We start from the raw sequence: 26,422 nt of genomic DNA, 5'->3' as shown, positions 1-26,422 counted from the left end.
AGGTTATCTGATGAGTTCCGCCTCGTGCCGTTTCAGGCACCGGCGCGCCGTGCGGCCATAACCGTTGGGATTGCTGCGCAGATCGGGGAACAGGGTGAACAGTTCCTCGCGGGCGGGGTCCGACACGGCGGACAGGCCGATCGACCCGGGGTGGAAACTCTCGCTGGCGCCGCCCTCGGCAAAGACGATCTCGTGTTCGTCGAACATCATGTGGATGTAGGTGACCATGCCGCCTGCGTCCTGTGTCACGTCCTTGCCGTCGACCAGATGTTTCGCCGCGATCAGCACCTCGCTTTCGCCAAACAGCAGTTCGGCGCGGTAGCCCTGGAACAGCATCCGGTGCTGCGGTGAGACCAGCAGATCGCGCTCCAACCCGGTAACGACACCGGGGCGGATGCGGATCGGCGCAAAGCGGTCCTGCGCGGGCACGGTGCGGCTCTGGATCCAGCGGATCGGCTGCAGCCCGTGGTCGCGGGTGACGACCAGATCGCCGACCTTCAGCGTCGCGATATCGCGCGCGCCGTGCGGTGTGGCGATCCGGGTGCCGGGAGTAAAGCAGATGATGTTCTCGATTTCCGAGAAGTTCAGGATCGTGCCGTCGTCCATCGTGACAGAGCCGGAGAAGGTCTCGTTTCCGTCGGCGTTGATGCCGTTGGACACTTTGACCAGCGTCGAAAGGTCCGCGTTGTCGCCTAGGACAAGTGTGTCGCCCTCAAGCGTGTTGGGGTTACCGTCGTCGGGGGTTTCGCCGCCGGAGCCGCCCATGATGGTGATCGTGCCGTTCGTCGGCTCGCCCAGATCCTCGAAGGTGAAGGTATCGTCGCCGGTGCCGCCGTCGATGCTGTCGGCCTCGGAGAACGTGATGCTGTCGTTTCCGGCACCGGTCTGGATCGTGTCGGCACCTGTGCCTGTCGTGGTGACGGTATCGTCGCCCGCGCCGGTGATCACGTCCTCGTTTCCGGCACCACCGGTGATCGTGTCGTCGCCGCTGCCGGTTTCGACCTGTTCGATTGCGCTGAAGGTGGCGGTGTCTGTGCCGTTGTCGATCGTGCCCGCTTCGGGGCCAGTGAATGTCACCGTGACATCCTCGGCCAGGTCCGATCCGTCGATGCGGTCACCACCGGTTTCCCCGGCTTCCCCGCCGAAGATTGCGTCGTTGCCAAACCCGTCGTTGATCACGACCGTGTCGTCGCCCGATCCACCCTGTACACGGTCATCGCCGGGGCCGCCGTCGATGGTGTCGTTGCCGCCACCGCCGAAAAGTGAATCGTCGCCGCCGGAGCCTGTAATCGAATCCGCGCCGCCGCCGCCGTAGACGGTGATCGGCGCATTCGCGGCAGAGGCGTCGACCGTGTCGTCACCCGCGCCCAGGTCAAGCGTTTCGATTTCGCTGAACGTCGCGGTCGAGGTGCCGTCGGTGATCGTGCCGGCTTCGTCGCCAGTCAGGATCGTGGTGGTGTCGTCACCTGTGGTCGAGACGATGGTGTCGCTGTCCGTGCCACCTTCACCACCGGTGATCGTATCGTTCCCGAACCCGGTGTCGAGCACGAAGCTGTCGGCGTCATCGCCACCGTCAAGGGCGTCGTTGCCCGCGCCACCGTTGATAGTGTCGTTGCCCGCGCCGCCGTCGATGGTGTCGTTGCCACTGCCGCCCAGCACGGTGTCGTTGCCGCCAGCGGCCTCGATCGAGGTTCCGACGGTGTCGTTGGAGGCATCGACGCTGTCGGCGTACTGCGTGCCTACGACGCCCTCGATCTGGCTGAACGTGCCATCCGAGCCGCTGGTACCGACGGTATAGGTGCCGGCCTCGTCGCCGGTAAAGTCGACGGTGACACCTTCGCCCGCGTCGGTGGTCGTGAAATCGACCACGTCGAAGTCGCCCGCGTTTTCACCGCCGGTGATGGTGTCGGTATCGGTGTCGTCATCCAGTGCAAAGGTATCGTTGCCGCTGCCACCGAATAGCGTGTCGTCGCCGCCGCTGCCCAGGATCCGGTCATCGCCGCCTTCGCCGAAGACAGTGTCGTTACCGGTGCCGCCGTCGACGGTATCGTTATCTGCGCCGGCATAGATTTCGTCGTTGCCGTCACCGGCTGAAATGCTGTCGTTGCCCGCGCCGGCCTCGATCAGGTCGTCGTTCGCGGTGTCGCCGGGCAGGATCGCATCGTCGTTGTCGACGATGTCGCCATCGGGGTCGCCCAGATAGCCGCCGTTGATCGTATCGTCACCGGCGGTGCCGGAGACTGTGCCGTCCGGTAGCGGGATGCCAATGGCGTTGAGGTAGAACGGATCGTCGGCAGCGACAGGCGAGATGCCGTTGAGCGTGATCATCTCGCCGTTGGGGAACGTCAGAACCGCGTTGCCGGCGCCGTCGTCGCTGACGGTGACATCGTTGGTGCGGACCGGTGTGCGGTCGGGGTTGCCGGGGGGCAGGTCGAACAGGTTCGTCGTATCGAGCGTGTCGATCCCGGTAAAGGTGCCGTCGCCGTTGGGCGTGGGGGCGTCGAAGCTGTTGATGACGTCGTCGCCGAACCCGTCCTGAAGGATGATGACATCGGCGTCGCTGTCTGGGCTTCCGTCGCCCAGGTCGAAGGTGTCGTTGCCCGCACCGCCGTTGACGGTGTCGGCCCCGCTGCCCAGCGTGACGGTATCGTTTCCAGCCGACCCGGTGACGCTGTCGTCGCCGCTGCCAAGGCGGACGTTCTCGATATTGTCGAACGTCGCGGTATTGCCGCCGGTGGTCAGGGTGCCGTTTTCGCCATCGGCCGCATTGATAGCCGAGAGGTTCAGTGTGGCGTCGGTCGTCAGCGCGCTGGCATCCAGCACGTCGATATCGCCATCGCCTGCGTCTTCGCCTCCGTCGATGGTATCGGTGCCGAACCCGTCGGTCAGAACGATGCGGTCATCGCCGGTGCCGCTGCTGATGCTGTCGTTGCCGGTGCCGCCGTCGATGGTGTCGCGACCGGTGCCGGTCGTGATGCTGTCGTTGCCGCTGCCCCCTTCGACGGTATTGTCGCCGCTGGTCGCGGAGATCGTGTCGTTGCCCGTGCCGCCATAAAGGCTGTCGTTGCCCGCACCGCCGATCAGCGTGTCGTTGCCACTGTCACCCGAAATGCTGTCGTTACCTGTGCCGCCGTCCATGCGGTCGTCGCCGGTGCCGCCGGAGATCCGGTCGTTTCCGGCATCGCCGGAGAGGCTGTCGTTACCGCTGTCGCCGCTGATCGAATCGTCGCCGGTGCCGCCATTGACGGTATCGTTCCCGTCGCCTCCAAGGACGGTGTCGTTGCCCGCGCCGGAATTGATGCTGTCGTTGCCAAGACCACCTTCGATATAGTCGCCTTCGGTCCCGCTGTCGGTGATGGTGTCGTTGCCCGCGCCACCGAAGACCGAGTCGCTGCCAGCGCCGCCGTTGATCGTATCGTTGCCGTCACCGCCAAGCACGGTGTCGTTGCCCGCGCCGGAGTTGATGCTGTCGTTGCCCAGCCCGCCGTCGATATAATCGCCTTCGGTTCCGCTGTCGGTGATCGTGTCGTTGCCGGTTCCGCCGAAGACCGAATCGCTGCCGGTGCCGCCGTTGATGGTATCGTTGCCGTCGCCACCAAGCACGGTGTCGTTGCCCGCGCCGGAGTTTATGCTGTCGTTGCCCGACCCTCCGTCGACATAGTCACCTTCGGTGCCGCTGTCCGTGATGGTGTCGTTGCCGGTCCCGCCAAAGAGCGAGTCACTGCCTGCGCCGCCGTCGACGGAATCGTTGCCGCCCTGGCCGTAGATCACATCGTTGCCGCCGTCGCCGGTGATGATGTCATCATTGCCGCCGTCGACGGGGACGGCGGAGGTGGTCATCTGCAGGTCGCCGATGCGGATCGCGTGCAGACCAAAGGACGGATCGGCGTTGTTGAAGTCAATTTCGATGCGGGACACCGGGCCAGCGACCGAGACCTGCACGAAGCCTTCGATGTCGGCTTCGGACACGTTGCCCGCGTTCGCGGCTGCCGTTGCGGTCGCGATGCCGTTCGGTGCGGTGGATGTCGCGACGCGGCTGGCGTCGCCCGCCGACATCGTCACGTTGATCAGGTTGTTGTTCGCGTCGTAGGCGCGCACGATCACCTGATCGCGGAACTGGTTGTCGAACTGGTCAATGTCGAACAGACCGAACGTGACGTTGTTGACCGTATTGGCATAACCACCCTGCGCCGCCGAGAAATTCAGCGTGGCGGTCACGGCGTTGGTGTTCGTTCCCGCCGCACCGCCGGTCAGGTTGATCGAGGAATTGTCGTTCAGACCGTTGTAGTTGTGCAGCGTATCCGTCGTCTCCATCGACGCTTCGGAGAAGTTCTGCTCCTGCGTGATCGTCGTGGTGACCTGGATCTGGCCATTGGCGGTTGTCCCGGTGACACCGCCCGTGATGCTGGTTTCGTCTACGATGCCCTGTTCCGACCATCGGAATTCAGTCTGGCCCGCGAACTGCCCCGGGGCCGTATCACCATAGATGACGTCGTTGCCCGATCCGCCGGAGATCGTGTCGCGCCCGAAGTTGGCGACCGACCCGTCACCGACGATAAAGTCGTTTCCGGTGCCGCCGTCGATACTGTCGTCGCCCTCGCCGCCGAACAACGTGTCGTTGCCGCCCTCGCCGCTGACGCTATCGTTGCCCCGGGCGGCATAGACGGTATCGCCGCCGCCGCCGGCCTGGATGATATCGTTGTTGTTGGACGGACGGTCGCTTTGCGGATCACCCGTATAGGACCCGTCGATCAGGTCACCGCCGGCGGTGCCGGTGACGGTGCCGTCGTAGAAATCCGAGTTCGCATGATCTGCATAGTTGAAGGCCGGAGCGCCGGTATCGGCATTCGGGTTGGAATCGTAGGCCAGCGTTTCATAGGTTCGCCCGACGATGAGCGGAATTTCCGACATCAGATAGGACCCGGCGGCATTGCCCTGTTCCACCTGGAACTGGACGACCTGGAAGACTTCGCCGGTTACGGTGTCGCGGACGGTCCAGGCCAGTTCTGCGTCGACCGTCGAATTCGTGGATTTTTGCCCGTTGAGGGTGACGTTCGCCGTCGCAAGTTCGCCACCGTTATTGTCGTCGTCAAGGTTCTGGCCGCCGACGCCTGCCTCGTTGTCGGTGATCGTCGCGCGGCCGGTCGCGTTCGCCGGGCCGTTATAGGTGTACGTGTTGCCGACGGTCGTGGAGAACGTGTTGTTGGTCGAGAAGTTGTAGAAAACGACATTGTGCTCAGGCATCAGAAAGACCCTCCGCGATCAGGACGCGGGGAGACGATCCCGACAAGAAAAAACAAAACACCTGACATTTCACTGCTCCGAACTTGCGCCCTGCGGCGCGGCCTTGGTCCGTACCCGGAACGCGGTCGCTCGGGTCGATTACAGGGAACCTAGTCAGTCGGCGTGGTCGGAGTGTGTGTCAATCAAGGCCAAAATGAGGAAAATCAGTTTCGGAGGGCGCTATTACTATATGTTTATCAATGGCTTGTCTGAGGGGTGCCCACTTTATGCCCCATTCTCGCGCTCTGCGTGTGCAGAGGCCACCCTGTGATTGTTTCCGGCAGCGAAATCGCCGCATTCTGTTAACCAAGCCCCTGATTTGCAATGATTTCAGGAACGTGTTTGCGGAATGCAAAGAAACCCTTCGTCGCCCGTGGCCAGGCATCGCGATCCATTGGCGCGACGATCGAAACGATGCGGGGGGCGGACCGCAGATTGCGCCACCCGTGCTGCATCAGCCAATCCCGGTTCGGCCCCACGGGCACGTGGCGGTGCACGACTTGTTGCAGGCCGTGATCGGCCACCCAGTCCGCAAGCCCCGTCGCGGTGCTGACCGGGACGGCCTCGGGAACGCGGTGCTGCCGTAGGTCGGCCTTGAAACGCGTCACCCGATCCGAGGGCGGGGCCGCACCCGTTGCGGCTGTCACGTTCAGCCGCGCCACGCTGACCGCGCCGTAATCCGGAAAGGTCGCATCCGGCGACAGGTCGTCATCGGTGACGAGAATCCCTGTTCGCAAGTCGGGGTCGACATGATCCGGTGCGGGCAGGGCGACCGGGTCGGGATGTGCCGGCCCCTCCAGCGGGACAGCTGTATCTGCAAGACCGGTCGGCGAAAACCGACCGCCTGTAAATTTTGTGATGTTCTCCGCCGTCGCCAGATAGGTCTTTCCGCGGGTCTGCAACCCGCCGACCCAGCGCCATGACAGTGTATTCGACGCCGGATCGCCATCCAGCAGATGCCGCAGAAAAAAATCCGCACCCAGCACCCAGGGCAGGCGCAGCGTGAAAATCCAGATCGACGCGAACCACATCCGCGCGTGATTGTGCAGATAGCCGGTTTCCGTCAATTCCCGCGCCCAGGCATCAAAACAGTCGATTCCGGTATCCCCGGTGCAGGCGGCCTTCCAGCGCTGGCGCAAACCGCTTTCGGTCTGGAGCCGGTTGTGGGCGGCGGACAGGTCCTGCAAGTAGAACGACCAGACCGTCGGGCGCATCTCCAGCCAGCCTTTCCAATAGGTGCGCCAGAATACCTCGGCGATGAACTTGTCAGCCTCTTCAACGCTGTGCATGGACAACACGGCGCCCAGCACCTCGGATTCCGTCACGACGCGGTGGCGCAAATAGGGTGACAGGCGGGACACGTTTTCGTGTCCCGGCAGGTCATGGTTGCGGCGTTGCGCATAGCGGATACCTGCGTCCGGCAGGAAGGCATTTAGCCGGGCGAGGGCGGCGTCGCGGGTCGGTTCGAAGTTCATGACCGCGAGGTAACGCGCAGCGGGTGCGGATCAAGTCACCTGCGCTCAGGCCATGACGCGGGCTTTGCTGACAGCCGCACAGTAGCACCCCAGCACCATGTCCCAACCTGTCAGATAGCTGCTGCTGACGGCATCGGCCGTCGGCCCCAATATCTCGAAACCGCCGTGGGTCAGCTCCAGCCTGCAGCCGTCGCCTTCGGTCGTGAACCGCAGGGTCACGACCGTGGCCTGGTCTTCGTCCTTGCCAGGAAACCAGCTGAACGCCGCGAATTTCCCCGGCTCCCACCCGATGATGCGCCCCCAAATATGGTCTGTGCCGTCTGCTCCGTGTTCGATGATCCGGCCGTCCTTGCCGGGCTCGACGGTAAGTTTCGGTGCCTTTCCCGCGCCGCCGGTGACGGAATGGCTTTGCACCGGCCACCAGCTGTCGAGTTTGTCGAAGAACAGATCGAACGCCTCTGCCGGGCTGAGTGGAACGGTGATGGATTTTTCGATGGGTTTCATGATCTTGTCTTTCCTTGTTGCGCATTCGCCTGGTCCCGCGCCGCACGCTGGAACGCGGCAAGCGCATCGTCCCAAAGGCTGTCGAGATACCGGCGCAGCGCGTCGGCGCCATGCGGGTCGATGGCATAGAGCCTGCGGTTTCCCTGCGGCGTGACCTGCAAAAGGCCCGCATCGGACAGCACGCGCAGGTGCTGACTGACCGCCGGGCGACTGACGGGCAAACCCTCGGCAAGCCGCCCGACGGGCAGCGCGCCGCCGCGCAACCGGTCCATGATCGCGCGGCGCGTCGGGTCGGCGAGGGCGTCTATTGCAAGTTCGTAAGTCATTACTTACTGTAAGCCTTGGCTAACGGATGCGTCAACCCCCGTGGCGGGCGCGGCACCGCTTCCGTTCTGCCGCTCTTGAAGCCCCTGACCGGCACCACTAAGACTCTGTCAGGATAAATGACGTACAGACGCCCCGAGCGTCCCCCTCACGAGGCAAAGCAGATGCAAGATCCAGTCGAAACCTACATGAATCTCGTCCCGATGGTGGTCGAACAGACCGCCCGTGGCGAACGTGCCTACGATATTTTCTCGCGCCTGCTGAAGGAACGGATCATCTTTCTCAACGGCCCCGTGCACGACGGGATGAGCCAGCTTGTCGTGGCGCAGTTGCTGCATCTCGAAGCCGAGAACCCCAAGAAAGAGATCAGCATGTACATCAACTCGCCAGGCGGCGTGGTGACATCCGGTCTGTCGATCTACGACACGATGCAATACATCAAGCCCAAGGTCAGCACGCTGGTGATCGGGCAGGCGGCCTCCATGGGGTCGCTGCTGCTGACCGCCGGAGAGCCGGGGATGCGGTTTTCGCTGCCCAACAGCCGCGTGATGGTGCACCAGCCCTCCGGCGGGTATCAGGGTCAGGCGACGGACATCATGATCCACGCGCAGGAGACCCAAAAGCTCAAGGACCGGCTGAACCAGATTTACGTGCATCACACCGGCCAGACCCTGAAAAAGGTCGAGGCCGCGCTGGAACGCGACAATTTCATGTCCCCCGAAGAGGCAAAGGACTGGGGCCTGATCGACGAGATCGTGGCGAACCGCGCAAAGGACGACGGGGACAGCTAAATCTTCATGAATTCGGGCGATTGTTTCGCTCTGGTCACGTCACGGGACACGGCGGCATTTTGGCGTTGTGGACCGTGTCGGGCTGCCCTAGTCTTTGGGAACCACGCATATTTTTGACCCATCGGCAGGGGAACGACATGGCGAACAATTCCGGCAACGACAGCAAAAACACGCTCTATTGCAGCTTCTGCGGCAAGAGTCAGCATGAGGTGCGCAAGCTGATCGCCGGTCCGACCGTTTTCATCTGCGACGAATGCGTCGAGCTTTGCATGGACATTATCCGCGAAGAAACGAAATCCGCAGGGCTGAAAGCAGGTGAGGGCGTGCCGACGCCGACCGAAATCTGTCAGGTGCTGGATGACTACGTGATCGGCCAGATGCACGCCAAGCGCGTGCTGTCGGTGGCGGTGCACAATCACTACAAGCGCCTGAACCACGCCGAAAAATCCGACATCGAACTGGCGAAATCCAACATCATGCTGATCGGCCCCACGGGCTGCGGCAAGACGCTGCTGGCGCAGACGCTGGCGCGCATCCTCGACGTGCCGTTCACGATGGCCGACGCCACGACCCTGACCGAGGCCGGTTACGTGGGTGAGGATGTGGAGAACATCATCCTCAAGCTGTTGCAGGCCTCCGAATACAACGTGGAGCGCGCGCAGCGCGGCATCGTCTATATCGACGAGGTCGACAAGATCACCCGGAAGTCTGACAACCCGTCGATTACCCGTGACGTGTCGGGCGAGGGTGTGCAGCAGGCCTTGCTGAAGATCATGGAAGGCACCGTCGCCTCCGTACCGCCGCAGGGCGGGCGCAAGCATCCGCAGCAGGAATTCCTGCAGGTGGATACGACGAATATCCTGTTCATCTGCGGCGGGGCCTTTGCGGGCCTCGACAAGATCATCAGCCAGCGCGGCAAGGGCCGTGGCATGGGCTTCGGTGCCGACGTGAAGGACGTGGACGAACGCGGCGTGGGCGAGGTGTTCACCGATCTGGAGCCCGAAGACCTGCTGAAATTCGGCCTGATCCCTGAATTCGTCGGTCGTCTGCCCGTGATCGCGACGCTGACCGATCTGGACGAGGACGCGCTGATCACGATCCTGACCCAGCCCAAGAACGCGCTGGTCAAGCAGTATCAGCGCCTGTTCGAGCTTGAGGATACCAAGCTGACCTTTACCGACGACGCGCTGACCGCCATCGCCAAACGTGCGATCGAACGCAAGACCGGTGCGCGGGGCCTGCGGTCCATCATGGAGGATATCCTGCTGGATACCATGTTCGATCTGCCCGGGATGGATACGGTGACAGAGGTTGTCGTGAACGAGGAGGCGGTGGGCCGCGATGCCGCACCCCTGATGATCCACGACGACAAGAAAAAGCACAAAGAACCGGCGACAGCTAGCTGATGGCTGTCCGGCGAATACCTTCCGGCGGGGAATACGAACCGAAGATCGGGTATTGCCGCGCGGTTGTCGCGGGCGGGTTCGTGCATGTCGCGGGCACCTGCGGCAAGGGCGATACGGTTGTCGATCAATGTGCCGATGCGCTGCGGATCATCGGCGAAGCCTTGGACAAGGCGGGTGCCAGCTTTGCCGATGTCGTGCGTGTCACCTATATGCTGCCGGACCGGAACACGTTCGAACCCTGCTGGCCGCTGCTGCGCGACGCTTTCGGGGACAACCCGCCAGCCGCGACGATGATCGAATGCAACCTGATTACGCCCGCGGATCTGATCGAGATCGAAGTAACGGCGCTCGCCTCCGTGGACTAGACCTTTCCGTCCGTTTCGGGCATGACACGATCAACGCTATCGGAGACACCCCATGGGCATCGGTCATACTCTCAAACGCATCTTCACCTGGTGGGACGGTCAGACCTTCGGCACGCAGTTGTGGACCTGGCGCAAGGGTGAAAAGGTCGGCGAGGATGCGCAGGGGAACATCTTTTACCGCAATGCCGACGACAGCCGCCGCTGGGTGATCTATAACGGCGATATCGAGGCGTCGCGTGTCGACCCGGACTGGCACGGGTGGCTGCACCGCACCTGGGACGAGCCGCCGTCGGAGGCGCCGATCCAGCACAAGCCGTGGGAAAAGCCGCATCAGGAAAATCTGACCGGCACGGCACTGGCCTATGCGCCCGCCGGATCGCTGCGCCAGCCGACGCCGAAACCACGCAGCGATTACGAGGCGTGGTCGCCCGAATAGGCCCGCGTTTTGATTCGGACAGGAGTGTGATCCATGCGTGAGAACGCGACAGAGGTCATCGTCGGCGGCGTCGTTCTGGCGGCTGCCATCGGATTTGGCGTCTATGCCGCGCAGGCTGCTGGCCTTGGGCAGGCTGGCGGCACCTATCCGCTGACGGCCAGCTTTCGCTCTGTCGAGGGGATCACCGTGGGCAGCGATATCCGGCTCGCTGGCGTCAAGATCGGCAGTGTGAGCGACATCAGCCTCAACCCTGATACCTTTCGCGGTGACATGACACTGGCAATGGCCGACGGCGTCGCCATACCGGATGACAGCGCGGTCGTCGTGGCGTCCGAAGGACTGTTGGGCGGCAATTTCATCGAGATCGTGCCAGGCGGATCGCTCGACAATTTTGCGCCGGGCGCAGAGATCGAGGATACGCAAGGCGCGGTCAGCCTGATTTCCCTGTTGCTGAAATTCGTCGGCGGGGAGGATGACGCATGATCCGGCTGCTGACGCTTTGTCTTGTGCTATGCGCGCCTGCGGCCATCGCGCAGCAGGCAAGCTCCGGCACCGGGGGCGAGTTGCGCGTTCTCGACAAGGTCACGGGCAGTGTCACCGACGTCTCGCTTGCACGGGGGGCCAGTCGGCAACTGGGCCATTTGCGCCTGACGCTCGAAGACTGCCGCTATCCCAGCGCCAATCCGTCGGGTGATGCCTATGCGGCGCTGACGGTGTGGTATCGGCAGGATGAACAGCCTTTCTTTACAGGCTGGCTGATCGCCTCGTCCCCCGCGTTGAGCGCGGTGGATCATCCGCGCTACGATATCTGGGTGTTGCGCTGCATGACGTCCTGAGCGTCGGGCACGGCGCCCTGCGCATGAAAATGTGCGGCGTGCTGTGTCGCATCGTCAAGCATCAGCCGATATTGCGCGCGCGGAACTTCGATCGCGCCAAGCGATGCAAGATGCGCGGTGATGAACTGTGTGTCGAACAGGCGAAAGCCGCCCGTTCGCAACCTGTCGACCAAATAGGCCAGCGCCGTTTTCGATGCGTCGCGCGCGGTGCTGAACATGCTTTCGCCGAAAAACGCAGCGCCGACAGTGACGCCATAGACGCCACCCACAAGTCTGCCATCCTCCCAGACTTCGGCGCTATGGGCATGGCCCTGCGCGTGCAGTGCCACATAGAGATCGAAAATAGTGGTGTTGATCCAGGTATCGTCGCGGTCGGCACAGCCATGGACGACATCGGCAAAGGCTACATCGAAGGTGACCCGGAACCGGCCACTGCGCAGCGTCTTGCGCAAACTGCGCGAAATATGGAATTGGTCGAGCGGCAGGACACCACGAAACCGGGGATCGACCCAGAATACCTCCGGATCGTCACGGCTTTCTGACATCGGAAAGACACCGGCGCGATAGGCATGCAGCAGCAGCGCCGGCGTCAGGCGCGTGTCATCCGGCATCGCCGATCCGTCCTAGCCCAAGTTGGTTTCCAGCCAATGTTCCAGCCAGTGAATGTTGTAATCGCCGGTCTGGACGGCTTCCTCGGCCAGCAAGGCGTGGAACAGCGGCACGGTCGTGTCGACGCCGTCGACGATCAACTCGCCCAGCGCACGGCCCAGCCGGGCGAGCGCCTCGGGCCGGTCGCGGCCATGCACGATCAGCTTGCCGATCAGGCTGTCGTAATAGGGCGGGATCCGGTAGCCATCGTAAAGCGCGCTGTCCATCCGCACGCCAAGGCCGCCGGGCGCATGGTACTGCGTGATCGTGCCAGGGCAGGGCGAGAAGCTGGGCAGCTTTTCCGCGTTGATCCGCACCTCGATCGCGTGACCGTTGATCTTCAGGTCGTCCTGCGTGAACGACATCGGCAAGCCGGAGGCGACGCGCAGCTGTTCGCGCACCAGATCGACGCCGAAGATACCTTCGGTCACCGGGTGTTCCACCTGCAGGCGGGTGTTCATCTCGATGAAATAAAACTCGTCGTTTTCGAACAGGAATTCGATGGTGCCCGCACCGATATAGTTGATCTTGGCCACGGCATCGGCGCAGACCTTGCCGATGCGCGCGCGCAATTCGGGCGTGATGCAGGGGCCGGGGGCCTCTTCGAACACCTTTTGGTGGCGGCGCTGCAGGGAACAGTCACGCTCGCCCAGATGGACCGCGTTGCCCTTGCCGTCGCCGAAGACCTGAATTTCGATGTGGCGCGGCGTGGTCAGGTATTTCTCGATATAGACCTCGTCGTTGCCGAAAGCGGCCTTGCCCTCGGCCCGGGCGGAGTGGAAAGCGCTTTCCATTTGTGCGGCCGTCTGCGCGACCTTCATGCCGCGCCCGCCGCCGCCCGCCGTGGCCTTGATGATCACCGGATAGCCGATCTCTGCGCCGATGCGCTGCGCATCCTTGAGCGTCGGCACGCCGCCGTCCGATCCTGGCACGCAAGGCACGCCCAGTGCCTTCATCGTGTCCTTGGCGGTGATCTTGTCACCCATGACGCGGATGTGTTCGGCGGTGGGGCCGATGAAGGTCAGGTCGTGATCCTCCACCGCTTGCACGAAGGCCGCATTTTCCGACAGAAAGCCATAGCCGGGGTGGATCGCCTGCGCGCCGGTGATTTCGCAGGCCGAGATAATGGCGGGGAAGGACAGATAAGACTGGCCCGATGGCGGCGGGCCGATACAGATCGCCTCGTCTGCCATGCGCACATGCATCGCGTCACTGTCGGCGGTGGAATGCACCGCGACCGATTTCACGCCCATCTCGCGGCAGGCCCGCACGACGCGCAGGGCGATTTCACCACGGTTGGCGATCAGGATTTTGTCGAACATGGGGTGCCCCTTATTCGATGATCACGAGGGGCGCGCCAAATTCGACCGGCCCGCCGTCCTCGACCAGAATGCGCTTGATCGTGCCGGAGCGGGGGGCGGGGATCTGGTTCATCGTCTTCATCGCCTCGATGATCAGGATCGTGTCACCTTCGCTGACAGTCTTGCCCACTTCCGAGAAGGGCGGCGCGCCGGGTTCGGGGGACATATAGACGGTGCCGACCATCGGGGATGTCACGGCGCCGGGGTGGCTGGAGGGATCGTCGCTGGCAGCGGCCGGTGCCGTTGCGGGCGCTGGGGCCGGTGCCTGCGGTGCCGCCGCGGCGGCGGGGGCGGCCTGCACCTGTGGTGCGGGGGGCGCATAGCGGCTGACCTTGACGTCGAGGCTGTCATTTTCGCTGTAGTCGCGCTTGACGCGTAACTCGCTCAGATCATTGGCGCGCAGCAGTTCGGCAAGCGCCTGGATGAATGTGACGTCACTGTCGTGGGTGGTCTTGTTGCTCATGTGGTCCTCGGCCCATTTCCCATTCCGTGCGACGTACCGGAAGTAACGCCACGTCGTGTCCCCGTTATAGGGGAACTCTGCGGCAGTGGAAAGCGGGCCTTGCGGTCACACGGCAGCGGTGAAAGGCGCCTGCCGGTGGCCTCTGGAACGGCAGCGTTTCTGAGGTGGTGGGCGCAGTCGGCGGGGTATTTTGGCGCAAGCAAAAACATTGCCGCCATTGGACCCCGGCTGGGCAATCGTTGCGAGTTTCGATGAGCGTGTATGGGCAACAGGCAGACCAACGCACAAATCGTCGTTCGGTCGACGCAGCGTTTCCGCACCTCCGAAAGTTGACCACCCGGCAGCGCGGCAGGCGTCGTTATCCGCGCACGTTCGGCGCTATAGCTTGGGATGGCCCGTGCGGCAGCATGCTGACGCCGAAGGGTTTCAGCGTTCGCTCCGGCCCCGCGACGGCCAAACCCGGATCGGTGATCCGCGCGCGATTGACGGCGGCGACCGCCGTCAGGCTGGCCGGTGGCGGGAGCGGGACATAGGGCTGCGGATCGCGCGCCAGGGCGGCCGCGTCGGCGACTGGGCGTGTGTCTGCGATATGCACCGGGGCCTGGGTGCTGCGGGGCGTCATTACGGGCGCGAGATGGCTGTCCACGGGAACCTCTCAATCAGGGCAGGTTACGGATTGCCCCGAAAATGCCATCAGGAAATTACGAAACCCTTAAGCGCCGCAACCCGCGCCGCGGCCGTCAGATCGCTAGGTATTTCGCGCGCAGCGCCTCGTCATCCAGCACATCCTTCGCGGAGCCGTCATAGACGACGGTTCCTGTGTCGAGAATCACGGCCCGGTCCGCAAGTTTCAACGCCGCGACGGCGTTTTGTTCGACGATCACCGTGGTGATCCCCTGATCACGGATGATATTCAGCGTCTTGGCGATTTCCTGAACGATCACGGGGGCAAGACCCTCGTAGGGTTCGTCCAGCAGCAGGACCTTGATGTCGCGGGCCAGTGCGCGCGCGATCGCCAGCATCTGCTGCTCGCCGCCGGAAAGGGTGACCCCCTCCTGCTTGCGCCGCTCGCCCAGTCGCGGGAACAATCCGTAGATCCGGTCGAGAGACCAGCCGACAGGTGGCGCGATCTGCGCAAGTTCAAGGTTTTCCTCGACCGTGAGGCCGGGAATGATCCGCCGATCTTCCGGCACCAGCGCGATGCCGGCCTGTGCGGCCTCGAAACTTTTCATCTGGTGCAGCGGCTTGTGATCGAGCCAGATTTCCCCGTGGCGCAGCGCGGGATCGTCCAGCCGTGCGATGGCACGCAGGGTCGATGTCTTGCCCGCGCCGTTACGGCCCAGAAGCGCCAGGATTTCGCCCTCGTGGATGTCGAAGCTGACGTTCTGGACGATATAGCTTTCGCCGTAATAGGCCTCGATTTCCCAGACGCTGAGGAATTTGGGATGCGTGGCGGCATTGTTCACGTTCTTGTCGAATGGGGCGTTCATCGTTTTCTCCGTGCCACGAATTTTCGGCGAAAATTCGTTTCTCATGATTTTTCGCGAAAAATCGGGCGTCAGACCTGCGCTTCACCCAGATAGGCTTCGCGCACCTTGGGGTGACCCTTGATGTTCTCGGGCGTCTCCTCGACCAGCGGTGTGCCCTGGGCCAGCACCGTGATCCGTTCGGCGAGCGAAAAGACGACGTGCATGTCATGCTCGATGATCGCCATGGTGATGTCGCGCTTTTCCTTGATTTCCTTGAGCAGGTCGATGGTGTTGTTGGTATCGGCCCGCGCCATGCCGGCCGTGGGTTCATCCAGCAGCAAAAGCCGCGGTTCCTGCACAAGGCACATCGCCATTTCCAGCCGCCGCTTGTCGCCGCGCGACAGGGAGGCGGCAGTCATGTGGCGTTTGTCCGCCATGTTCACATCCGCCAGGATCGCCTCGGCCTGTTCATGAATATCGGTTTCGTGCTTCACGCTTTCGATGGCGTGCATCCGGAACGCGCCGTCGCGCTTGGCAAAGCAGGGGATCATCACGTTCTCGAACACGGTCAGATCGGCAAAGATTTCCGGCGTCTGGAACACCCGGGAAATCCCCATCTGGTTGATCTCGTAGGGCTTGCGCCCCAGCACCGACTGCCCGTCGAAAGTGACCGATCCACTGTCGGGGATCAGCTTGCCCACCAGCACGTTGAGCAGGGTGGATTTGCCGGCCCCATTCGGGCCGATTATGGCGTGGACGGTGTTTTCCTGCACGCTCAGGTTCACGTCACCCAGCGCCTGCAGCCCGCCGAAACGCTTGTTGACGCCTTTGACTTCGAGGATACCCATGATCTTTCCCTATTCCGCAGGCTTCGTGGTGGCGTCCGCCGCATCGTCGGCGGATTTCTTGCGCCGAAACCGGCGACCGATCCGCTGACCCAACTCGACCAGCCCGCCGGGCACGAAGATCACGACCAGCATGAACACCAGTCCCAGCGTCAGGTGCCAGGCATGGCCGACAAAGAAGTTGGCCATGATATAGACCAGCCCATCCTCCAGCCAGTCGGGCAGCACGCCGAGCCAGGTGTGCAGCTGCGCCTCGCTGATCGACGACAGGATCTTCTCCATATACTTGATCGCACCCGCACCCAGGATCGGCCCCAGCAGCGTGCCCGCACCACCCAGGATCGACATGATCACGATGGTGCCGCTTTCGGTCCAGAACATGCGCTCCGCCCCGGCCTGCGCGTCCATCGCGACCAGCAGACCACCGGCGAGGCCGGCATAGAGGCCGGAAATCACGAAGGCCGCCAGCATGTAGGGTTTCTTGTTGAGACCGGTGTAGGACATGCGCTGACTGTTGGACTTGATCGCGCGCAGCATCATGCCGAAGGGCGAGCGGAAGATGCGGATCGAGATGTAGAAGCTGATGATCAGGATGATCGCGCAGAGGTAATAACCCGCCTCGAAGGTAAAGGACCAACCTCCGATATCGAGGTCGGTCTTGCCGTTGAGGTCGATCCCGAAGAGGTGCGGCACGGTCAGCCCGTCCTCGCCGCGCAGGATCATCGGATCGCGCGTCGGGTTGGGCGACAGGTTCGTCTCGCCGCCGGTGATCGGCGTCAGCACCGAATAGCTCAGCCGGTATGCCATTTCGGCAAAGGCCAGCGTCAGGATCGAGAAATAGATGCCGGTGCGCCGCAGGGAAATCCAGCCAATGACCAGCGCGAACAGGCCGGTGACGATGATCGCCATGGGGATCGCGAAGATCACGTTGAAGTTCAGCAGCTTGTACGTCCACATCGCGGTGTAGCTGCCGATCCCGATAAAGGCCGCATGGCCAAAGGACAGATAGCCTGTCAGCCCGAACAGGATGTTGAACCCGATCAGCACGATCCCGAAGATCGCGAACAGCTGCATCAGCGCAGGGTATCCCGCGTTCAGAAAACTGAGCGTGTTGTTTTCGGGGAACGGGTTCAGCAGGAAGGGGGCTGCAAGGGCCATAAAGGCGACGAGCAGCAACAGAAGAAAGTCGCGTTTGTTCAGTCCCAGCATGGCTTAGTCCTCCATGACGCCCTTGCGGCCCAGCAGGCCACGCGGACGGGTAAGTAGAATGATGATGGCGATCAGGTAAATCGCGATCTGGTCGATCCCGATGATCAGGTTGGCCAGCAGACCGGTCGTATCCAGACCGAGGAAGTCGACAGTCGCCGTTTTCCATGTCGGCAGGGACGCGAAGCTTTGCACGATGCCCAGCAGGAAGCCTGCCAGCACCGCGCCGGGCAGGGACCCCATGCCGCCGACGACGACCACGACGAAGCAGGGCACCAGGTATTCCATGCCGAGGTTGTAGCTGGGGGCCTGGATCGGCGCGAACATCACGCCAGCCACACCCGCGACGGCGGCCGCAAGGCCGAACATCAGCGTGAAATAGCGGTTGATGTTGATGCCCAGCATCCCCACCGTCTCGCGGTCGGCCATACCGGCGCGCACGACCATACCGAAGGTGGTGAACTGCAGGAAAGCAAAGACCCCGGCGATGATCGCCACGGAGAAGAAGAAATAGACGATCCGCCAGGCACTGTAGGTGATCGTGCCCATGTCGTAGCCAAGATAGACGCCCAGATCGACGGCCTTGCTCAGCGTGTCGGGCATCGGTGCTTGGATCGGGTTGGCCCCGTAGAGTGCGCGGATCAGGTCACCCAGAACGATCGCCAGGCCGAAGGTCACGAGGATCTGGTCGGCGTGGGGGCGGTGATAGAAATGCCGGATCAGCCCGCGCTCCATCGCCCAGCCGATGAACACCATGATCGGGATCGACACGAAAATCGCCAGCGGCACCGACCAGTCGCTTAGCCAGTTGCCGACATTCTCGCCGAACCAGACTGAAAAATAGGAGGTTTCGACCATAAGAGGATTGCCGAGGAAGTCGGTCTGACTCGGGTCCTCGACCACGCTGACAAGTTTGAAAAAGTCGTCGTTGCTGCCGATTTCGCCGATGTCGCCCAGAAGATCGGTCATCATCACGGCGATGAAGGCACCGATCATGAACAGCGCGCCGTGCGCGAAATTCACGACACCCAGCGTGCCGAAAATAAGTGTCAGGCCAAGGGCGATCAGCGCATAGGCAGAGCCGCGATCAAGCCCGTTGACGATTTGTTGGATGATTTCTTCCATTGTCCCGCCCCAAAGACTGCCATGCCCGCAAGACGGCGTGGCCTTGGTGATGCGCCCCCGCCCGAACGGGCGGGGACGTCGATTGCCTGGTAGTCCGACTTAGGCGCCGGGGTTGCACTCGCCCAGTGTCGCTTCCGCGCCACCGAATGCGGGGTGGTCGGGTGCGTACTCGACCTGCGCGCGTGGTGTCACCTCGACGATTTCCAGCGTATCGTACTGGTTCGACGGGTTCTCCTTGCCCTTCACGACCAGCACGTCCTTGAAGCACTGGTGATCCGCGCCGCGATAGGATGTCGGGCCGTTGCCCATGCCGTCGAAGTCGAAGTCTTCGAGCGCCTCGACCACGGCACAGGGGTTGAACGACCCCGCACGGGTGACCGCATCCGCATAAAGCAGCGTCTGCACATAGCAGGTGTGTGCTGCGTTCGATGGCGGACGACCATACTTTTCACCGAAGGATTTGGTGAAGGCGGCTGTGCCTTCGTCCTCGAGCTGCCAGTTCCAGTTCATCGACCCCAGGATACCCTGAATGTTGGCACCGGCACCGGCGGCCATCAGTTCGGAGTAGAGCGGCACGACGATTTCCATCTGCACACCGTCGACCATGCGGTCGCGGATACCGGCCTGGATCGCCTGTGTGAGCGAGTTCACCATGTCCCCGCCGTAGTGGTTCAGGACCAGCACGTCGGCGCCGGAGTTCAGCACAGGCGTGATGTAGCTGTTGAAGTCACCGGCACCCACGGGTGTCAGCACCGTCTCGGTTGTTTCCCAACCCATCGCCTCGGTCGAGGCCTGCACCGCGTCCTGGGTGGTGTAGCCCCAGTTGTAGTCGGCGGTCAGGTGATAGGCGCGCCGCTGATCGCCGTAGGCGTTCTTGAGCACGGGGGCCAGGGCCGCACCGGACATATAGCTGTTGAAGAAGTGACGGAAACCGTTGGCCTTGCGGTCCTTGCCGGTCGTGTCGTTGGAGTGTGTTAGACCGGCCATGAAGATGATCCCGGCCTCCTGGCACAGCGCCTGCACAGCCACGGCCACGCCCGAGGACGAGCCACCGTTGACCATGATCACGCCTTCGCGTTCGATCATCTGCTGCGCGGATGCCCGCGCCACGTCGGATTTGGTCTGCGTGTCACCGGTGACGAATTCGACCTTCTTGCCCAGGATACCCGTGCCGTCGAGGTTCTTTTCGGAGAAGGTGTTCAGCATACCGCCGTCACCCATGCCGTTCAGGTGCTCGACCGCAAGCTCCTGTGCGCGCAGCTCGTCCAGGCCTTCTTCGGCGTAGGGGCCGGTCTGGGGCACGTTGAAGCCGATTTTGACGGTGTCGCCCTGCGGCGCGTTGGTAAAGCCCGAATGGCCGTCCGCGCGCAGATAGGTGGGCAGCATCAGGCCGGCGCCGGCGAAGGCCCCGGTTTTCAGCACGCCGCGACGCGAGAAATTGGATGTGGACATGAAAATCCTCCCTTTGTGTGATGTGCTGGCCGGGCCTCCCACCCGGACAACCTGCACCTTTTGCTCAGTGCTGCGGGCATTGTTGGTGGGAATGCCCCATTCTCCAACAGGGCTTTGGAGCGGCTGGACATTTTTGTAAATTAATGCACAGATGCTGTAACCAATCTGTAAACCAAACCTCACGCAGGCGCAGAAAGCACTTGAAAGAAAAGCGATATTCGACATGCCGCCGTCCGCGCTGACCGGGACACGCATCCGCGACCGCAGGCTTGACCTCAAACTGCGGCAGGCCGACGTGGCGCAGGCCGTGGGGATATCACCGTCGTATCTCAATCTGATCGAGCACAACAAACGCAGAATCGCGGGCAAGCTGCTCGCGGCGCTGGCACGGGAGCTTTCGGTCGATGCCGCCGTGCTGACCGAAGGCGCGGATCACGCGCTTGTCGATGCCTTGCGCGCGGCGGCCGCGGATAGCCGCGTGGCGGCCGAAACCGACCGCGCCGATGAATTTGCGACGCGCTTTCCCGGCTGGGCCCGCGTCATCGCCGTGCAGACCGAACGGCTGGCCAAGGCGCGCGCGCATGCCGATGCGCTGCGCCACCGCACGCAGTTCGATCCCGGCCTGGCCCATGCCCTGCACAGTGTCATCTCTGCCGTGACCTCGATCCGGTCGACCGCGGATATTCTGGTCGGGGACGACAGGATCGATGCCGACTGGCAGGCGCGGTTCCATCAGAACCTGCATGCCGAAAGCCTGCGGCTGGCGACCGAGGCCGAGGCACTGATCGCATCGCTGAACACGCCCGACGGGGCGACGCATGACGGCCGCTCGCCCGCGGATGAGGTCGAGGCGTACCTGCTGGCGCATGACTTTGTGTTCGATACATTCGAAACCGGCACGGACAGCACGGCGGCTGAAACCATCCGTGCCGCACGGGGCAGCGTTTCACCCGCCGCTGCGGACCTGCTGACGGACCGGTTGACGCAGTTGCATGGGCTGGCGCAGCGGTTCCCGCGTGCATCGTTCGAGCCTGCGGCACGGGACTGCACCCATGACCCGCTGCGTCTGGCACATGCGCTCGACGCCGCACCCGCCGATGTCATGATCCGGCTCGCCATGCTGGACCCGGACCGTGGCCACCCACCGATGGGACTTGCGGTCTGCGACGGGGCAGGGGTGATCACCTTGCAGAAACCGGTGCCCGGCTTTGCCCTGCCGCGGCAGGGCGGGGGCTGTCCGCTTTGGCCGCTCTATCGCGCGCTGGGCCAGACGCAGGTGCCGCTGCGCGGACAGGTGACGCTGCCCGACGCCACGGCTACGCGGCTGATGTGCTATGCGGTCGCTACCGCGCCGCGCGCGCCCGCGTTCGACGCGCCGGTGATCTGGCAGGCCACGATGCTGGTCATCCCCGATCCGCCGCCCGATGCCGCACCGCCCCTGCCCGTCGGCATGACCTGCCGTGCGTGCCCCCGCGCAGGCTGTCCCGCCCGCCGCGAACCGGCCCTTGCCTAACACCCCAGCGCGTCTGTCCCTTTGACAGCCCGTGCAAACCGCCCGTAAGTTCGACGAGGGCAAGGTGTCGGTCGGGGAGGTCGGTCGCTGTTGCCGCTGGGGAGAGGGATGACCGGGCCATGAACAAGCGTGTCCTGTTGATCGAGGATGAACCGAACATCATCGAGGCTATCAGCTTTATCCTGTCACGGGATGGCTGGACCGTGCATGTGCACGAGGATGGTGCGACGGCGATGGACAAGGTCCGCGCGACACCGCCCGATGTCATCATCCTCGACGTGATGCTGCCGGGGCGCAGCGGGTTCGACATCCTGCGCGACCTGCGCGCCGATCCTGTGTCGGAAGGAACGCCGGTGATGATGCTGACCGCGCGCGGCCAGAAGAAAGATCGCGATCTGGCCGAGCGACTGGGGGCCACGCTGTTCCTGACGAAACCGTTCTCGAACACCGAAATCCGCGATCATGTCCGCACCCTGATCGAGGGCGGGTGATGCGCCCGGGTCGGCAGGTCTTTCTGGCGCGCAAGTCCTATCGCCAGCGACGCCTGCGCGATGTCGCGCGGGTCCTGCCGATAGCGGGCATCATCCTGTGGCTGTTCCCGCTGATGGGCGGGTCATCGAGTGCCACCAGCCGTGTCGGGCTTTATATCTTTGCCGTCTGGGTCCTGCTGATCGCGTGCACCGCGCTGGTCACCGCGCGACTAAAGCCTATGGACGATGCAGAGGATGCGGCACCCCGGCAGGACGGCCCCTGATGGCGAATTTCAATCTGATCGTCGCGGTCTCGCTCAGCTACGTGGCTTTCCTGTTTCTGATCGCCTTTCTGGCCGAACGCCGTGCCGCACGCGGGCAAAGCCGCTGGCTCAACTCGCCGGTGATCTACACGCTGTCGCTGTCGATCTATTGCACCGCCTGGACGTTCTACGGCGCGGTCGGCTACGCCGCCCGGTCAGGGCTGGAATTCGTGACGATCTATCTGGGCCCGACGCTGGTGATGATCGGCTGGTGGTGGCTGTTGCGACGGCTGGTCTGGATCGGGCGCACGCAGCGGATCACCTCGATCGCTGACCTGATCTCCAGCCGTTTCGGAAAATCCACGATGCTGGGCGTGATCGTGACCATTCTCGCCGTCATCGCCGCCACGCCCTACATCGCCCTGCAGCTGCAATCGGTGACCCTGTCGTATTCCGTTTTCGCCACGGCCGGCGGGCAGACATGGGCCAGCGATGATCTGAACGCCGCAGCCCTGTGGGTCGCGGTCGGGCTCGCGATCTTCACCGTGCTCTTCGGGACGCGCAACCTCGATGTGAACGAGCGGCACCACGGCATCGTCATCGCCATCGCGGTCGAGGCGGTCGTGAAGCTGCTGGCGCTGGTTGCGGTCGGGCTGTTCGTGGTCTGGGGCGTGGCGGGCGGCGCCGCGGCGACCATGGCGCAGATCGACGCGTCCGAGATCGCGACGTGGAACCAAAGCGGCAGCCGCTGGGTCACGCTGATCTTTCTGTCCGGTGCGGCCTTCATCTGCCTGCCCCGGATGTTCCAGGTGCTGGTGGTCGAGAACGGCGACGAACGCAACCTCGGCGTCGCCAGCTGGGCGTTCCCGATCTACCTGATGCTGATGTCGCTTTTCGTGGTGCCGATCGCGGTGGTGGGGCTGAACCTGCTGCCTGCCGGATCGAACCCGGACCTTTTCGTGCTGACCATCCCGCTCAGCGAAGGGCAGGACAGGCTTGCGATCCTGTCGTTTCTGGGCGGGTTCTCCTCCGCGACCTCCATGGTGATCGTGGCGACGATCGCGCTGGCCACCATGGTGTCCAACCATATCGTCGTGCCGATCTGGCTGAACGCGCGCCCGGTGGGGGCCGCGATCTCCGGCGATGTGCGCAAGGTCATCGTGCGTGCGCGCCGGCTGTCGGTCGCGGGGATCCTTGCGCTGGGCTATGTCTATTTCCGGCTGTCTGGTGGCGGCGGAGCGTTGGCAGCCATCGGTCTTGTCTCGTTCAGCGGTGCGGTGCAGGTGCTGCCCGCGCTGATCGGTGGTATCTACTGGCGCGGGGCGACCCGGATCGGTGCGGCGCTCGGGTTGTTGACCGGGTTTGTCGTCTGGACCTGGACGCTGTTCCTGCCCTCCATCGGCGGTGACTGGCCGTTTCTGGCCGATGTCATGCGCGACGGTCCGTATGGTTTGGCGTGGCTGCGCCCGCAGGCGCTGTTCGGGATCACAGGGATCGACCCGCTGGTGCATGGGCTGCTCTGGTCGATGCTGCTGAACGCGGCGATGTTCTTTCTGGGATCGGTGCTCAGCTTTCCGACGCCGATGGAACGGTTGCAGGGCGCCCAGTTCGTCAACGTCTACGAACAATCCTCCGGCGGGCAGGCCTGGACAGGGGGGGCGGCCAATGCCGAGGACCTGCTGGTCATGGCGCAGCGGATCATCGGCGCGACCGAGGCGCAGCAGATTTTTCAACGCGAGGCCATCCAGCAGGGCAAGGACGGCTATCTGCCCGATGTCACTCCGCATTTCGTGGCCCGGCTGGAACGTGATCTTGCCGGGTCGGTGGGGGCCGCGACGGCCCATGCGATGATCGGTCAGTTGACCGAGGGTGCGACGGTCTCGGTCGAGGACCTGATCGCGGTGGCCGACGAGACCGCGCAGATTCTGGAATACTCCTCGCGGCTGGAGGAAAAATCGACCGAGCAGGAGCGCACGGCGCTGGCACTGCGCGAGGCGAACCAGAAGCTGACGGCCCTGTCGATCCAGAAGGATGCCTTCCTCAGCCAGATCAGCCACGAGTTGCGCACGCCGATGACCTCGATCCGCGCGTTCTCGGAGATATTGCGCGATGGCGGCATGGATGAGGCGGCGCAGGCGCGCTATGCGGGTATCATCTTTGATGAGGCCGTGCGCCTGACCCGGTTGCTCGACGATCTGCTGGACCTTGCGGTTCTGGAAAACGGTCAGGTCACGCTGCAGGCGGAAAACGGATTGTTGTCGGATGTGCTGGACCGGGCGGTGCAGGCCGTTGCCGGATCCGGCCAGGATCTCAGCATCCGGCGCGATGGACCGGCGGGCCGTGTTCGCCTGCACACCGATCTGGACCGTCTGGCCCAGGTTTTCATCAACCTGATCACCAATGCGGCGAAATACTGCGATGCCGCCCGGCCCCGGTTGCTGATCCGCACGCAGACCATCGACGGTCGCGCGGTGGTGGACTTTATCGACAACGGCAGCGGTATCACCGCGCGTGACCATACGCTGATCTTCGAGAAATTTGCCCGGCTCACCGACGAGGGCAAGGCCGGCGGTGCCGGGCTTGGCCTCGCCATCTGCCGCGAGATCATGGACCGGCTCGGCGGCAGCATCGCCTATCTGCCGGGGCAGGGCGGCGGGGCGTTCCGTGTGACCCTGCCGGTCGAGGAGGCACCCGAACTGTCCGCCCGCCCTGATCTGTTAGCAGGTCAGTAACCCGCGCCCGTTACACCCCGGAACGACCGACCGCACCCAGGTCGCAATCGCGGGAACCCGATGTCCGATCCATCCAGCCCATCAGTGCTCGCCCGCATGGCCGCCCGGCGCGCGGTGGCACCGCAGGACGTGCCGATCACCGCGTCACGCGCGGTCAGGGTCGCCGTCACGCGTGCCGCCGATGCCGCGCATGGCATGACCGTGACGGTGTCCGGTCTGCGCGAGGATTTGACGGGCCTCGACAAGCTGGCAGATGGCCTCGATGCAGGCGCGCTTTATCTGTCGCTGCTGGCGGACGAGCGGCTGATCGGTTTTGCGATGGTCGATGCGGACCTGCGTGACGCCGTGATCGAAATGCGCACGACGGGCCAGCTGTCCGCGACCGGGGGCGATGCGCGCGCGCCCACGACGACCGATGCGCTGCTTGTCACGCCGTTTCTGGCAAAGCTGCTGCAGCAGTTGACGGCGACGACCGCGCGGACCGATCTGGATGGCTGGACGGCGGGCGCATGTGTCGGGTCGCGTCTGGCCTCCGCGCGTGCGGCGACGCTTGCCTTGCCCGATACCGACTACCGCACGATCCGTCTGGGCCTCGACATCGCCGACGGGTCCCGCGCCGGCGAACTGGTATTGGTACTGCCCGCCGGACAGGCCGCACCGCAGGCCGAGCCGACCCCCCGCAGCCCGGCGTGGGAGCCGACCTTCCGCGAGACGATCAGCGGGTCCTGCGCCGTGCTCGACGCGGTACTGCACCGGATGAAACTGCCGCTGTCCCAGACGGCGGCGCTCAAGGTCGGGCAGCGTCTGTCCCTGCCGGGCTGCACCGTTGGGTCGCTGCGGCTCGTCGATGTCCGCGGGCGGGTCGCGACACACGCGCAACTGGGTCAATGCATCGGAATGCGCGCCGCCCGGATCGGCCCCGCTGCAAAGCCGACGATGACACCGGCTGCGTTGCCGGATCGCCCCGCGGTTCCGGCTTCCTGAAATGTCGGTCGGCCCTGTCGTGGGCAATGCTCAGGGGGCTTCGCCCTTCTCTGCGGCCAAGGCGTCCAGCTGCGGTTTCAGCCCGCGCAGATCGTAGCCGCAGCGGGTCGTGGCCGCGATGATCTCGTCGCTGGGTTGCCGTCCGGCCTGTCCTAAAGACCACACGATGGAAGAGCGTGTACCTGACGCGCAATAGGCCAGCACCGGCCCTGTCGCCGCATCCAGAGCCTCTGCCTGTGCGGCCACGATATCGGCGTTCAGGATCTGGTGTGTGACGGGGATCACCACGAACGCCAGCCCCGCCGCGCGCGCGGCTTGCGCCATGACGTCTGCATGATGGCTCGGCGGGATTTCCGCGTCGGGGCGGTTGCAGATGATGGTGGTAAAGCCCGCATCAGCGATCGCCGCCATATCTGCGGGGTCGATCTGCGGGCTGACGGCGTAGTCGGGTGAAAGCTGACGAATATCCAT

25 protein-coding genes are annotated in these 26,422 nt (G+C 63.7%); 11 read left to right on the top strand and 14 right to left on the bottom strand.

Annotation, left to right across the window (positions count from 1 at the left end; genetic code table 11):
- Window positions 1-3 precede the first annotated feature (3 nt).
- The 4 genes from AC04PH_RS12085 to AC04PH_RS12070 form a co-directional block, all read right to left on the bottom strand.
- Window positions 4-5,244 carry a Hint domain-containing protein gene (locus AC04PH_RS12085; RefSeq protein ID WP_483065989.1) on the bottom strand — a complete coding sequence of 1,747 codons (5,241 nt, stop codon included), beginning with the start codon at window positions 5,242-5,244 and terminating at the stop codon, window positions 4-6.
- A 341-nt stretch (window positions 5,245-5,585) separates the two neighbouring features.
- Window positions 5,586-6,758, bottom strand: a complete 1,173-nt coding sequence (locus AC04PH_RS12080) for an FAD-binding domain-containing protein (RefSeq protein ID WP_483065988.1) — start codon at window positions 6,756-6,758, stop codon at window positions 5,586-5,588.
- A gap of 45 nt (window positions 6,759-6,803) precedes the next feature.
- Complete coding sequence (locus AC04PH_RS12075) at window positions 6,804-7,262, bottom strand: SRPBCC domain-containing protein (protein WP_483065987.1); 459 nt, start codon at window positions 7,260-7,262, stop codon at window positions 6,804-6,806.
- Window positions 7,259-7,588: an ArsR/SmtB family transcription factor gene (locus AC04PH_RS12070; protein ID WP_483065986.1), complete on the bottom strand. Its 330-nt coding sequence runs from the start codon at window positions 7,586-7,588 to the stop codon at window positions 7,259-7,261. Before AC04PH_RS12070 ends, AC04PH_RS12075 begins: the two co-directional genes overlap by 4 nt.
- Window positions 7,589-7,750: 162 nt before the next feature.
- On the opposite strand from AC04PH_RS12070, the gene AC04PH_RS12065 reads away from it, so the two are divergent.
- From AC04PH_RS12065 to AC04PH_RS12040, 6 genes are all read left to right on the top strand, one after another.
- Window positions 7,751-8,377, top strand: a complete 627-nt coding sequence (locus tag AC04PH_RS12065; protein ID WP_483065985.1) for an ATP-dependent Clp protease proteolytic subunit — start codon at window positions 7,751-7,753, stop codon at window positions 8,375-8,377.
- Window positions 8,378-8,514: 137 nt separating this feature from the next.
- Entirely contained in the window at window positions 8,515-9,783 is a 1,269-nt protein-coding gene (clpX, locus tag AC04PH_RS12060) for an ATP-dependent Clp protease ATP-binding subunit ClpX (RefSeq protein ID WP_483065984.1), read from the top strand.
- Window positions 9,783-10,148 (top strand): Rid family hydrolase, encoded by a 366-nt coding sequence (locus tag AC04PH_RS12055; protein WP_483065983.1) that lies wholly within the window; start codon window positions 9,783-9,785, stop codon window positions 10,146-10,148. Before clpX ends, AC04PH_RS12055 begins: the two co-directional genes overlap by 1 nt.
- 52 nt (window positions 10,149-10,200) lie before the next feature.
- Entirely contained in the window at window positions 10,201-10,584 is a 384-nt protein-coding gene (locus tag AC04PH_RS12050; RefSeq protein WP_483065982.1) for an NADH:ubiquinone oxidoreductase subunit NDUFA12, read from the top strand.
- A gap of 33 nt (window positions 10,585-10,617) precedes the next feature.
- Window positions 10,618-11,067 carry an outer membrane lipid asymmetry maintenance protein MlaD gene (gene mlaD / locus AC04PH_RS12045; protein ID WP_483065981.1) on the top strand — a complete coding sequence of 150 codons (450 nt, stop codon included), beginning with the start codon at window positions 10,618-10,620 and terminating at the stop codon, window positions 11,065-11,067.
- On the top strand, window positions 11,064-11,420 hold the full coding sequence (locus AC04PH_RS12040) for a DUF2155 domain-containing protein (protein WP_483065980.1): 357 nt from the start codon (window positions 11,064-11,066) through the stop codon (window positions 11,418-11,420). Before mlaD ends, AC04PH_RS12040 begins: the two co-directional genes overlap by 4 nt.
- Here AC04PH_RS12040 and aat read toward each other — a convergent pair.
- From aat to AC04PH_RS11995, 9 genes are all read right to left on the bottom strand, one after another.
- Window positions 11,384-12,031: a leucyl/phenylalanyl-tRNA--protein transferase gene (aat, locus tag AC04PH_RS12035; protein ID WP_483065979.1), complete on the bottom strand. Its 648-nt coding sequence runs from the start codon at window positions 12,029-12,031 to the stop codon at window positions 11,384-11,386. The two genes, AC04PH_RS12040 and aat, sit on opposite strands and share 37 nt — an antisense overlap.
- Window positions 12,032-12,043: 12 nt before the next feature.
- On the bottom strand, window positions 12,044-13,390 hold the full coding sequence (gene accC, locus AC04PH_RS12030) for an acetyl-CoA carboxylase biotin carboxylase subunit (RefSeq protein ID WP_483065978.1): 1,347 nt from the start codon (window positions 13,388-13,390) through the stop codon (window positions 12,044-12,046).
- A gap of 10 nt (window positions 13,391-13,400) precedes the next feature.
- Entirely contained in the window at window positions 13,401-13,892 is a 492-nt protein-coding gene (gene accB / locus AC04PH_RS12025) for an acetyl-CoA carboxylase biotin carboxyl carrier protein (protein ID WP_483065977.1), read from the bottom strand.
- Window positions 13,893-14,250: 358 nt separating this feature from the next.
- Entirely contained in the window at window positions 14,251-14,538 is a 288-nt protein-coding gene (locus tag AC04PH_RS12020; protein WP_483065976.1) for a hypothetical protein, read from the bottom strand.
- A gap of 94 nt (window positions 14,539-14,632) precedes the next feature.
- Window positions 14,633-15,382, bottom strand: a complete 750-nt coding sequence (locus tag AC04PH_RS12015) for an ABC transporter ATP-binding protein (RefSeq protein ID WP_483065975.1) — start codon at window positions 15,380-15,382, stop codon at window positions 14,633-14,635.
- A 68-nt stretch (window positions 15,383-15,450) separates the two neighbouring features.
- Window positions 15,451-16,209: an ABC transporter ATP-binding protein gene (locus AC04PH_RS12010; RefSeq protein WP_483065974.1), complete on the bottom strand. Its 759-nt coding sequence runs from the start codon at window positions 16,207-16,209 to the stop codon at window positions 15,451-15,453.
- 9 nt (window positions 16,210-16,218) lie between these two features.
- On the bottom strand, window positions 16,219-17,415 hold the full coding sequence (locus AC04PH_RS12005) for a branched-chain amino acid ABC transporter permease (RefSeq protein WP_483065973.1): 1,197 nt from the start codon (window positions 17,413-17,415) through the stop codon (window positions 16,219-16,221).
- A gap of 3 nt (window positions 17,416-17,418) precedes the next feature.
- The gene (locus AC04PH_RS12000; protein ID WP_483065972.1) at window positions 17,419-18,537 is read right to left on the bottom strand and encodes a branched-chain amino acid ABC transporter permease; all 1,119 of its coding nucleotides are present in this window, start codon (window positions 18,535-18,537) and stop codon (window positions 17,419-17,421) included.
- A gap of 99 nt (window positions 18,538-18,636) precedes the next feature.
- Window positions 18,637-19,989: a substrate-binding protein gene (locus AC04PH_RS11995; RefSeq protein WP_483065971.1), complete on the bottom strand. Its 1,353-nt coding sequence runs from the start codon at window positions 19,987-19,989 to the stop codon at window positions 18,637-18,639.
- 223 nt (window positions 19,990-20,212) lie between these two features.
- Between AC04PH_RS11995 and AC04PH_RS11990 the strand changes: the two genes are divergently transcribed.
- The 5 genes from AC04PH_RS11990 (at window position 20,213) to AC04PH_RS11970 (ending at window position 25,951) form a co-directional block, all read left to right on the top strand.
- Complete coding sequence (locus AC04PH_RS11990; RefSeq protein WP_483065970.1) at window positions 20,213-21,502, top strand: short-chain fatty acyl-CoA regulator family protein; 1,290 nt, start codon at window positions 20,213-20,215, stop codon at window positions 21,500-21,502.
- A gap of 119 nt (window positions 21,503-21,621) precedes the next feature.
- Complete coding sequence (locus AC04PH_RS11985; RefSeq protein WP_483065969.1) at window positions 21,622-21,993, top strand: response regulator transcription factor; 372 nt, start codon at window positions 21,622-21,624, stop codon at window positions 21,991-21,993.
- Window positions 21,993-22,256, top strand: a complete 264-nt coding sequence (locus AC04PH_RS11980) for a hypothetical protein (protein WP_483065968.1) — start codon at window positions 21,993-21,995, stop codon at window positions 22,254-22,256. Before AC04PH_RS11985 ends, AC04PH_RS11980 begins: the two co-directional genes overlap by 1 nt.
- Window positions 22,256-24,967 (top strand): ATP-binding protein, encoded by a 2,712-nt coding sequence (locus AC04PH_RS11975; protein ID WP_483065967.1) that lies wholly within the window; start codon window positions 22,256-22,258, stop codon window positions 24,965-24,967. Before AC04PH_RS11980 ends, AC04PH_RS11975 begins: the two co-directional genes overlap by 1 nt.
- Before the next feature lie 60 nt (window positions 24,968-25,027).
- Window positions 25,028-25,951, top strand: coding sequence for a flagellar motor switch protein FliM (locus tag AC04PH_RS11970; protein WP_483065966.1), 924 nt, complete (start codon window positions 25,028-25,030; stop codon window positions 25,949-25,951).
- Window positions 25,952-25,981: 30 nt separating this feature from the next.
- Here AC04PH_RS11970 and AC04PH_RS11965 read toward each other — a convergent pair whose 3' ends face one another.
- Window positions 25,982-26,422, bottom strand: coding sequence for a protein tyrosine phosphatase family protein (locus AC04PH_RS11965; RefSeq protein WP_483065965.1), 441 nt, complete (start codon window positions 26,420-26,422; stop codon window positions 25,982-25,984).

Source organism: Yoonia sp. KMU-150 (genome assembly GCF_056858355.1).
The sequence above is the reverse complement of the archived record's forward strand: the minus strand, read 5'-3'. Positions and strand labels throughout refer to the sequence as shown.

Bases quoted from the DNA above. Each gene is read 5' to 3' on its own strand.
- AC04PH_RS12085 (WP_483065989.1), bottom strand. From the start codon at position 5,244: ATGCCTGAGCACAATGTCGTTTTCTACAACTTCTCGACCAACAACACG.
- AC04PH_RS12080 (WP_483065988.1), bottom strand. From the start codon at position 6,758: ATGAACTTCGAACCGACCCGCGACGCCGCCCTCGCCCGGCTAAATGCC.
- AC04PH_RS12075 (WP_483065987.1), bottom strand. From the start codon at position 7,262: ATGAAACCCATCGAAAAATCCATCACCGTTCCACTCAGCCCGGCAGAG.
- AC04PH_RS12070 (WP_483065986.1), bottom strand. From the start codon at position 7,588: ATGACTTACGAACTTGCAATAGACGCCCTCGCCGACCCGACGCGCCGC.
- AC04PH_RS12065 (WP_483065985.1), top strand. From the start codon at position 7,751: ATGCAAGATCCAGTCGAAACCTACATGAATCTCGTCCCGATGGTGGTC.
- clpX (WP_483065984.1), top strand. From the start codon at position 8,515: ATGGCGAACAATTCCGGCAACGACAGCAAAAACACGCTCTATTGCAGC.
- AC04PH_RS12055 (WP_483065983.1), top strand. From the start codon at position 9,783: ATGGCTGTCCGGCGAATACCTTCCGGCGGGGAATACGAACCGAAGATC.
- AC04PH_RS12050 (WP_483065982.1), top strand. From the start codon at position 10,201: ATGGGCATCGGTCATACTCTCAAACGCATCTTCACCTGGTGGGACGGT.
- mlaD (WP_483065981.1), top strand. From the start codon at position 10,618: ATGCGTGAGAACGCGACAGAGGTCATCGTCGGCGGCGTCGTTCTGGCG.
- AC04PH_RS12040 (WP_483065980.1), top strand. From the start codon at position 11,064: ATGATCCGGCTGCTGACGCTTTGTCTTGTGCTATGCGCGCCTGCGGCC.
- aat (WP_483065979.1), bottom strand. From the start codon at position 12,031: ATGCCGGATGACACGCGCCTGACGCCGGCGCTGCTGCTGCATGCCTAT.
- accC (WP_483065978.1), bottom strand. From the start codon at position 13,390: ATGTTCGACAAAATCCTGATCGCCAACCGTGGTGAAATCGCCCTGCGC.
- accB (WP_483065977.1), bottom strand. From the start codon at position 13,892: ATGAGCAACAAGACCACCCACGACAGTGACGTCACATTCATCCAGGCG.
- AC04PH_RS12015 (WP_483065975.1), bottom strand. From the start codon at position 15,382: ATGAACGCCCCATTCGACAAGAACGTGAACAATGCCGCCACGCATCCC.
- AC04PH_RS12010 (WP_483065974.1), bottom strand. From the start codon at position 16,209: ATGGGTATCCTCGAAGTCAAAGGCGTCAACAAGCGTTTCGGCGGGCTG.
- AC04PH_RS12005 (WP_483065973.1), bottom strand. From the start codon at position 17,415: ATGCTGGGACTGAACAAACGCGACTTTCTTCTGTTGCTGCTCGTCGCC.
- AC04PH_RS12000 (WP_483065972.1), bottom strand. From the start codon at position 18,537: ATGGAAGAAATCATCCAACAAATCGTCAACGGGCTTGATCGCGGCTCT.
- AC04PH_RS11995 (WP_483065971.1), bottom strand. From the start codon at position 19,989: ATGTCCACATCCAATTTCTCGCGTCGCGGCGTGCTGAAAACCGGGGCC.
- AC04PH_RS11990 (WP_483065970.1), top strand. From the start codon at position 20,213: ATGCCGCCGTCCGCGCTGACCGGGACACGCATCCGCGACCGCAGGCTT.
- AC04PH_RS11985 (WP_483065969.1), top strand. From the start codon at position 21,622: ATGAACAAGCGTGTCCTGTTGATCGAGGATGAACCGAACATCATCGAG.
- AC04PH_RS11980 (WP_483065968.1), top strand. From the start codon at position 21,993: ATGCGCCCGGGTCGGCAGGTCTTTCTGGCGCGCAAGTCCTATCGCCAG.
- AC04PH_RS11975 (WP_483065967.1), top strand. From the start codon at position 22,256: ATGGCGAATTTCAATCTGATCGTCGCGGTCTCGCTCAGCTACGTGGCT.
- AC04PH_RS11970 (WP_483065966.1), top strand. From the start codon at position 25,028: ATGTCCGATCCATCCAGCCCATCAGTGCTCGCCCGCATGGCCGCCCGG.
- AC04PH_RS11965 (WP_483065965.1), bottom strand. From the start codon at position 26,422: ATGGATATTCGTCAGCTTTCACCCGACTACGCCGTCAGCCCGCAGATC.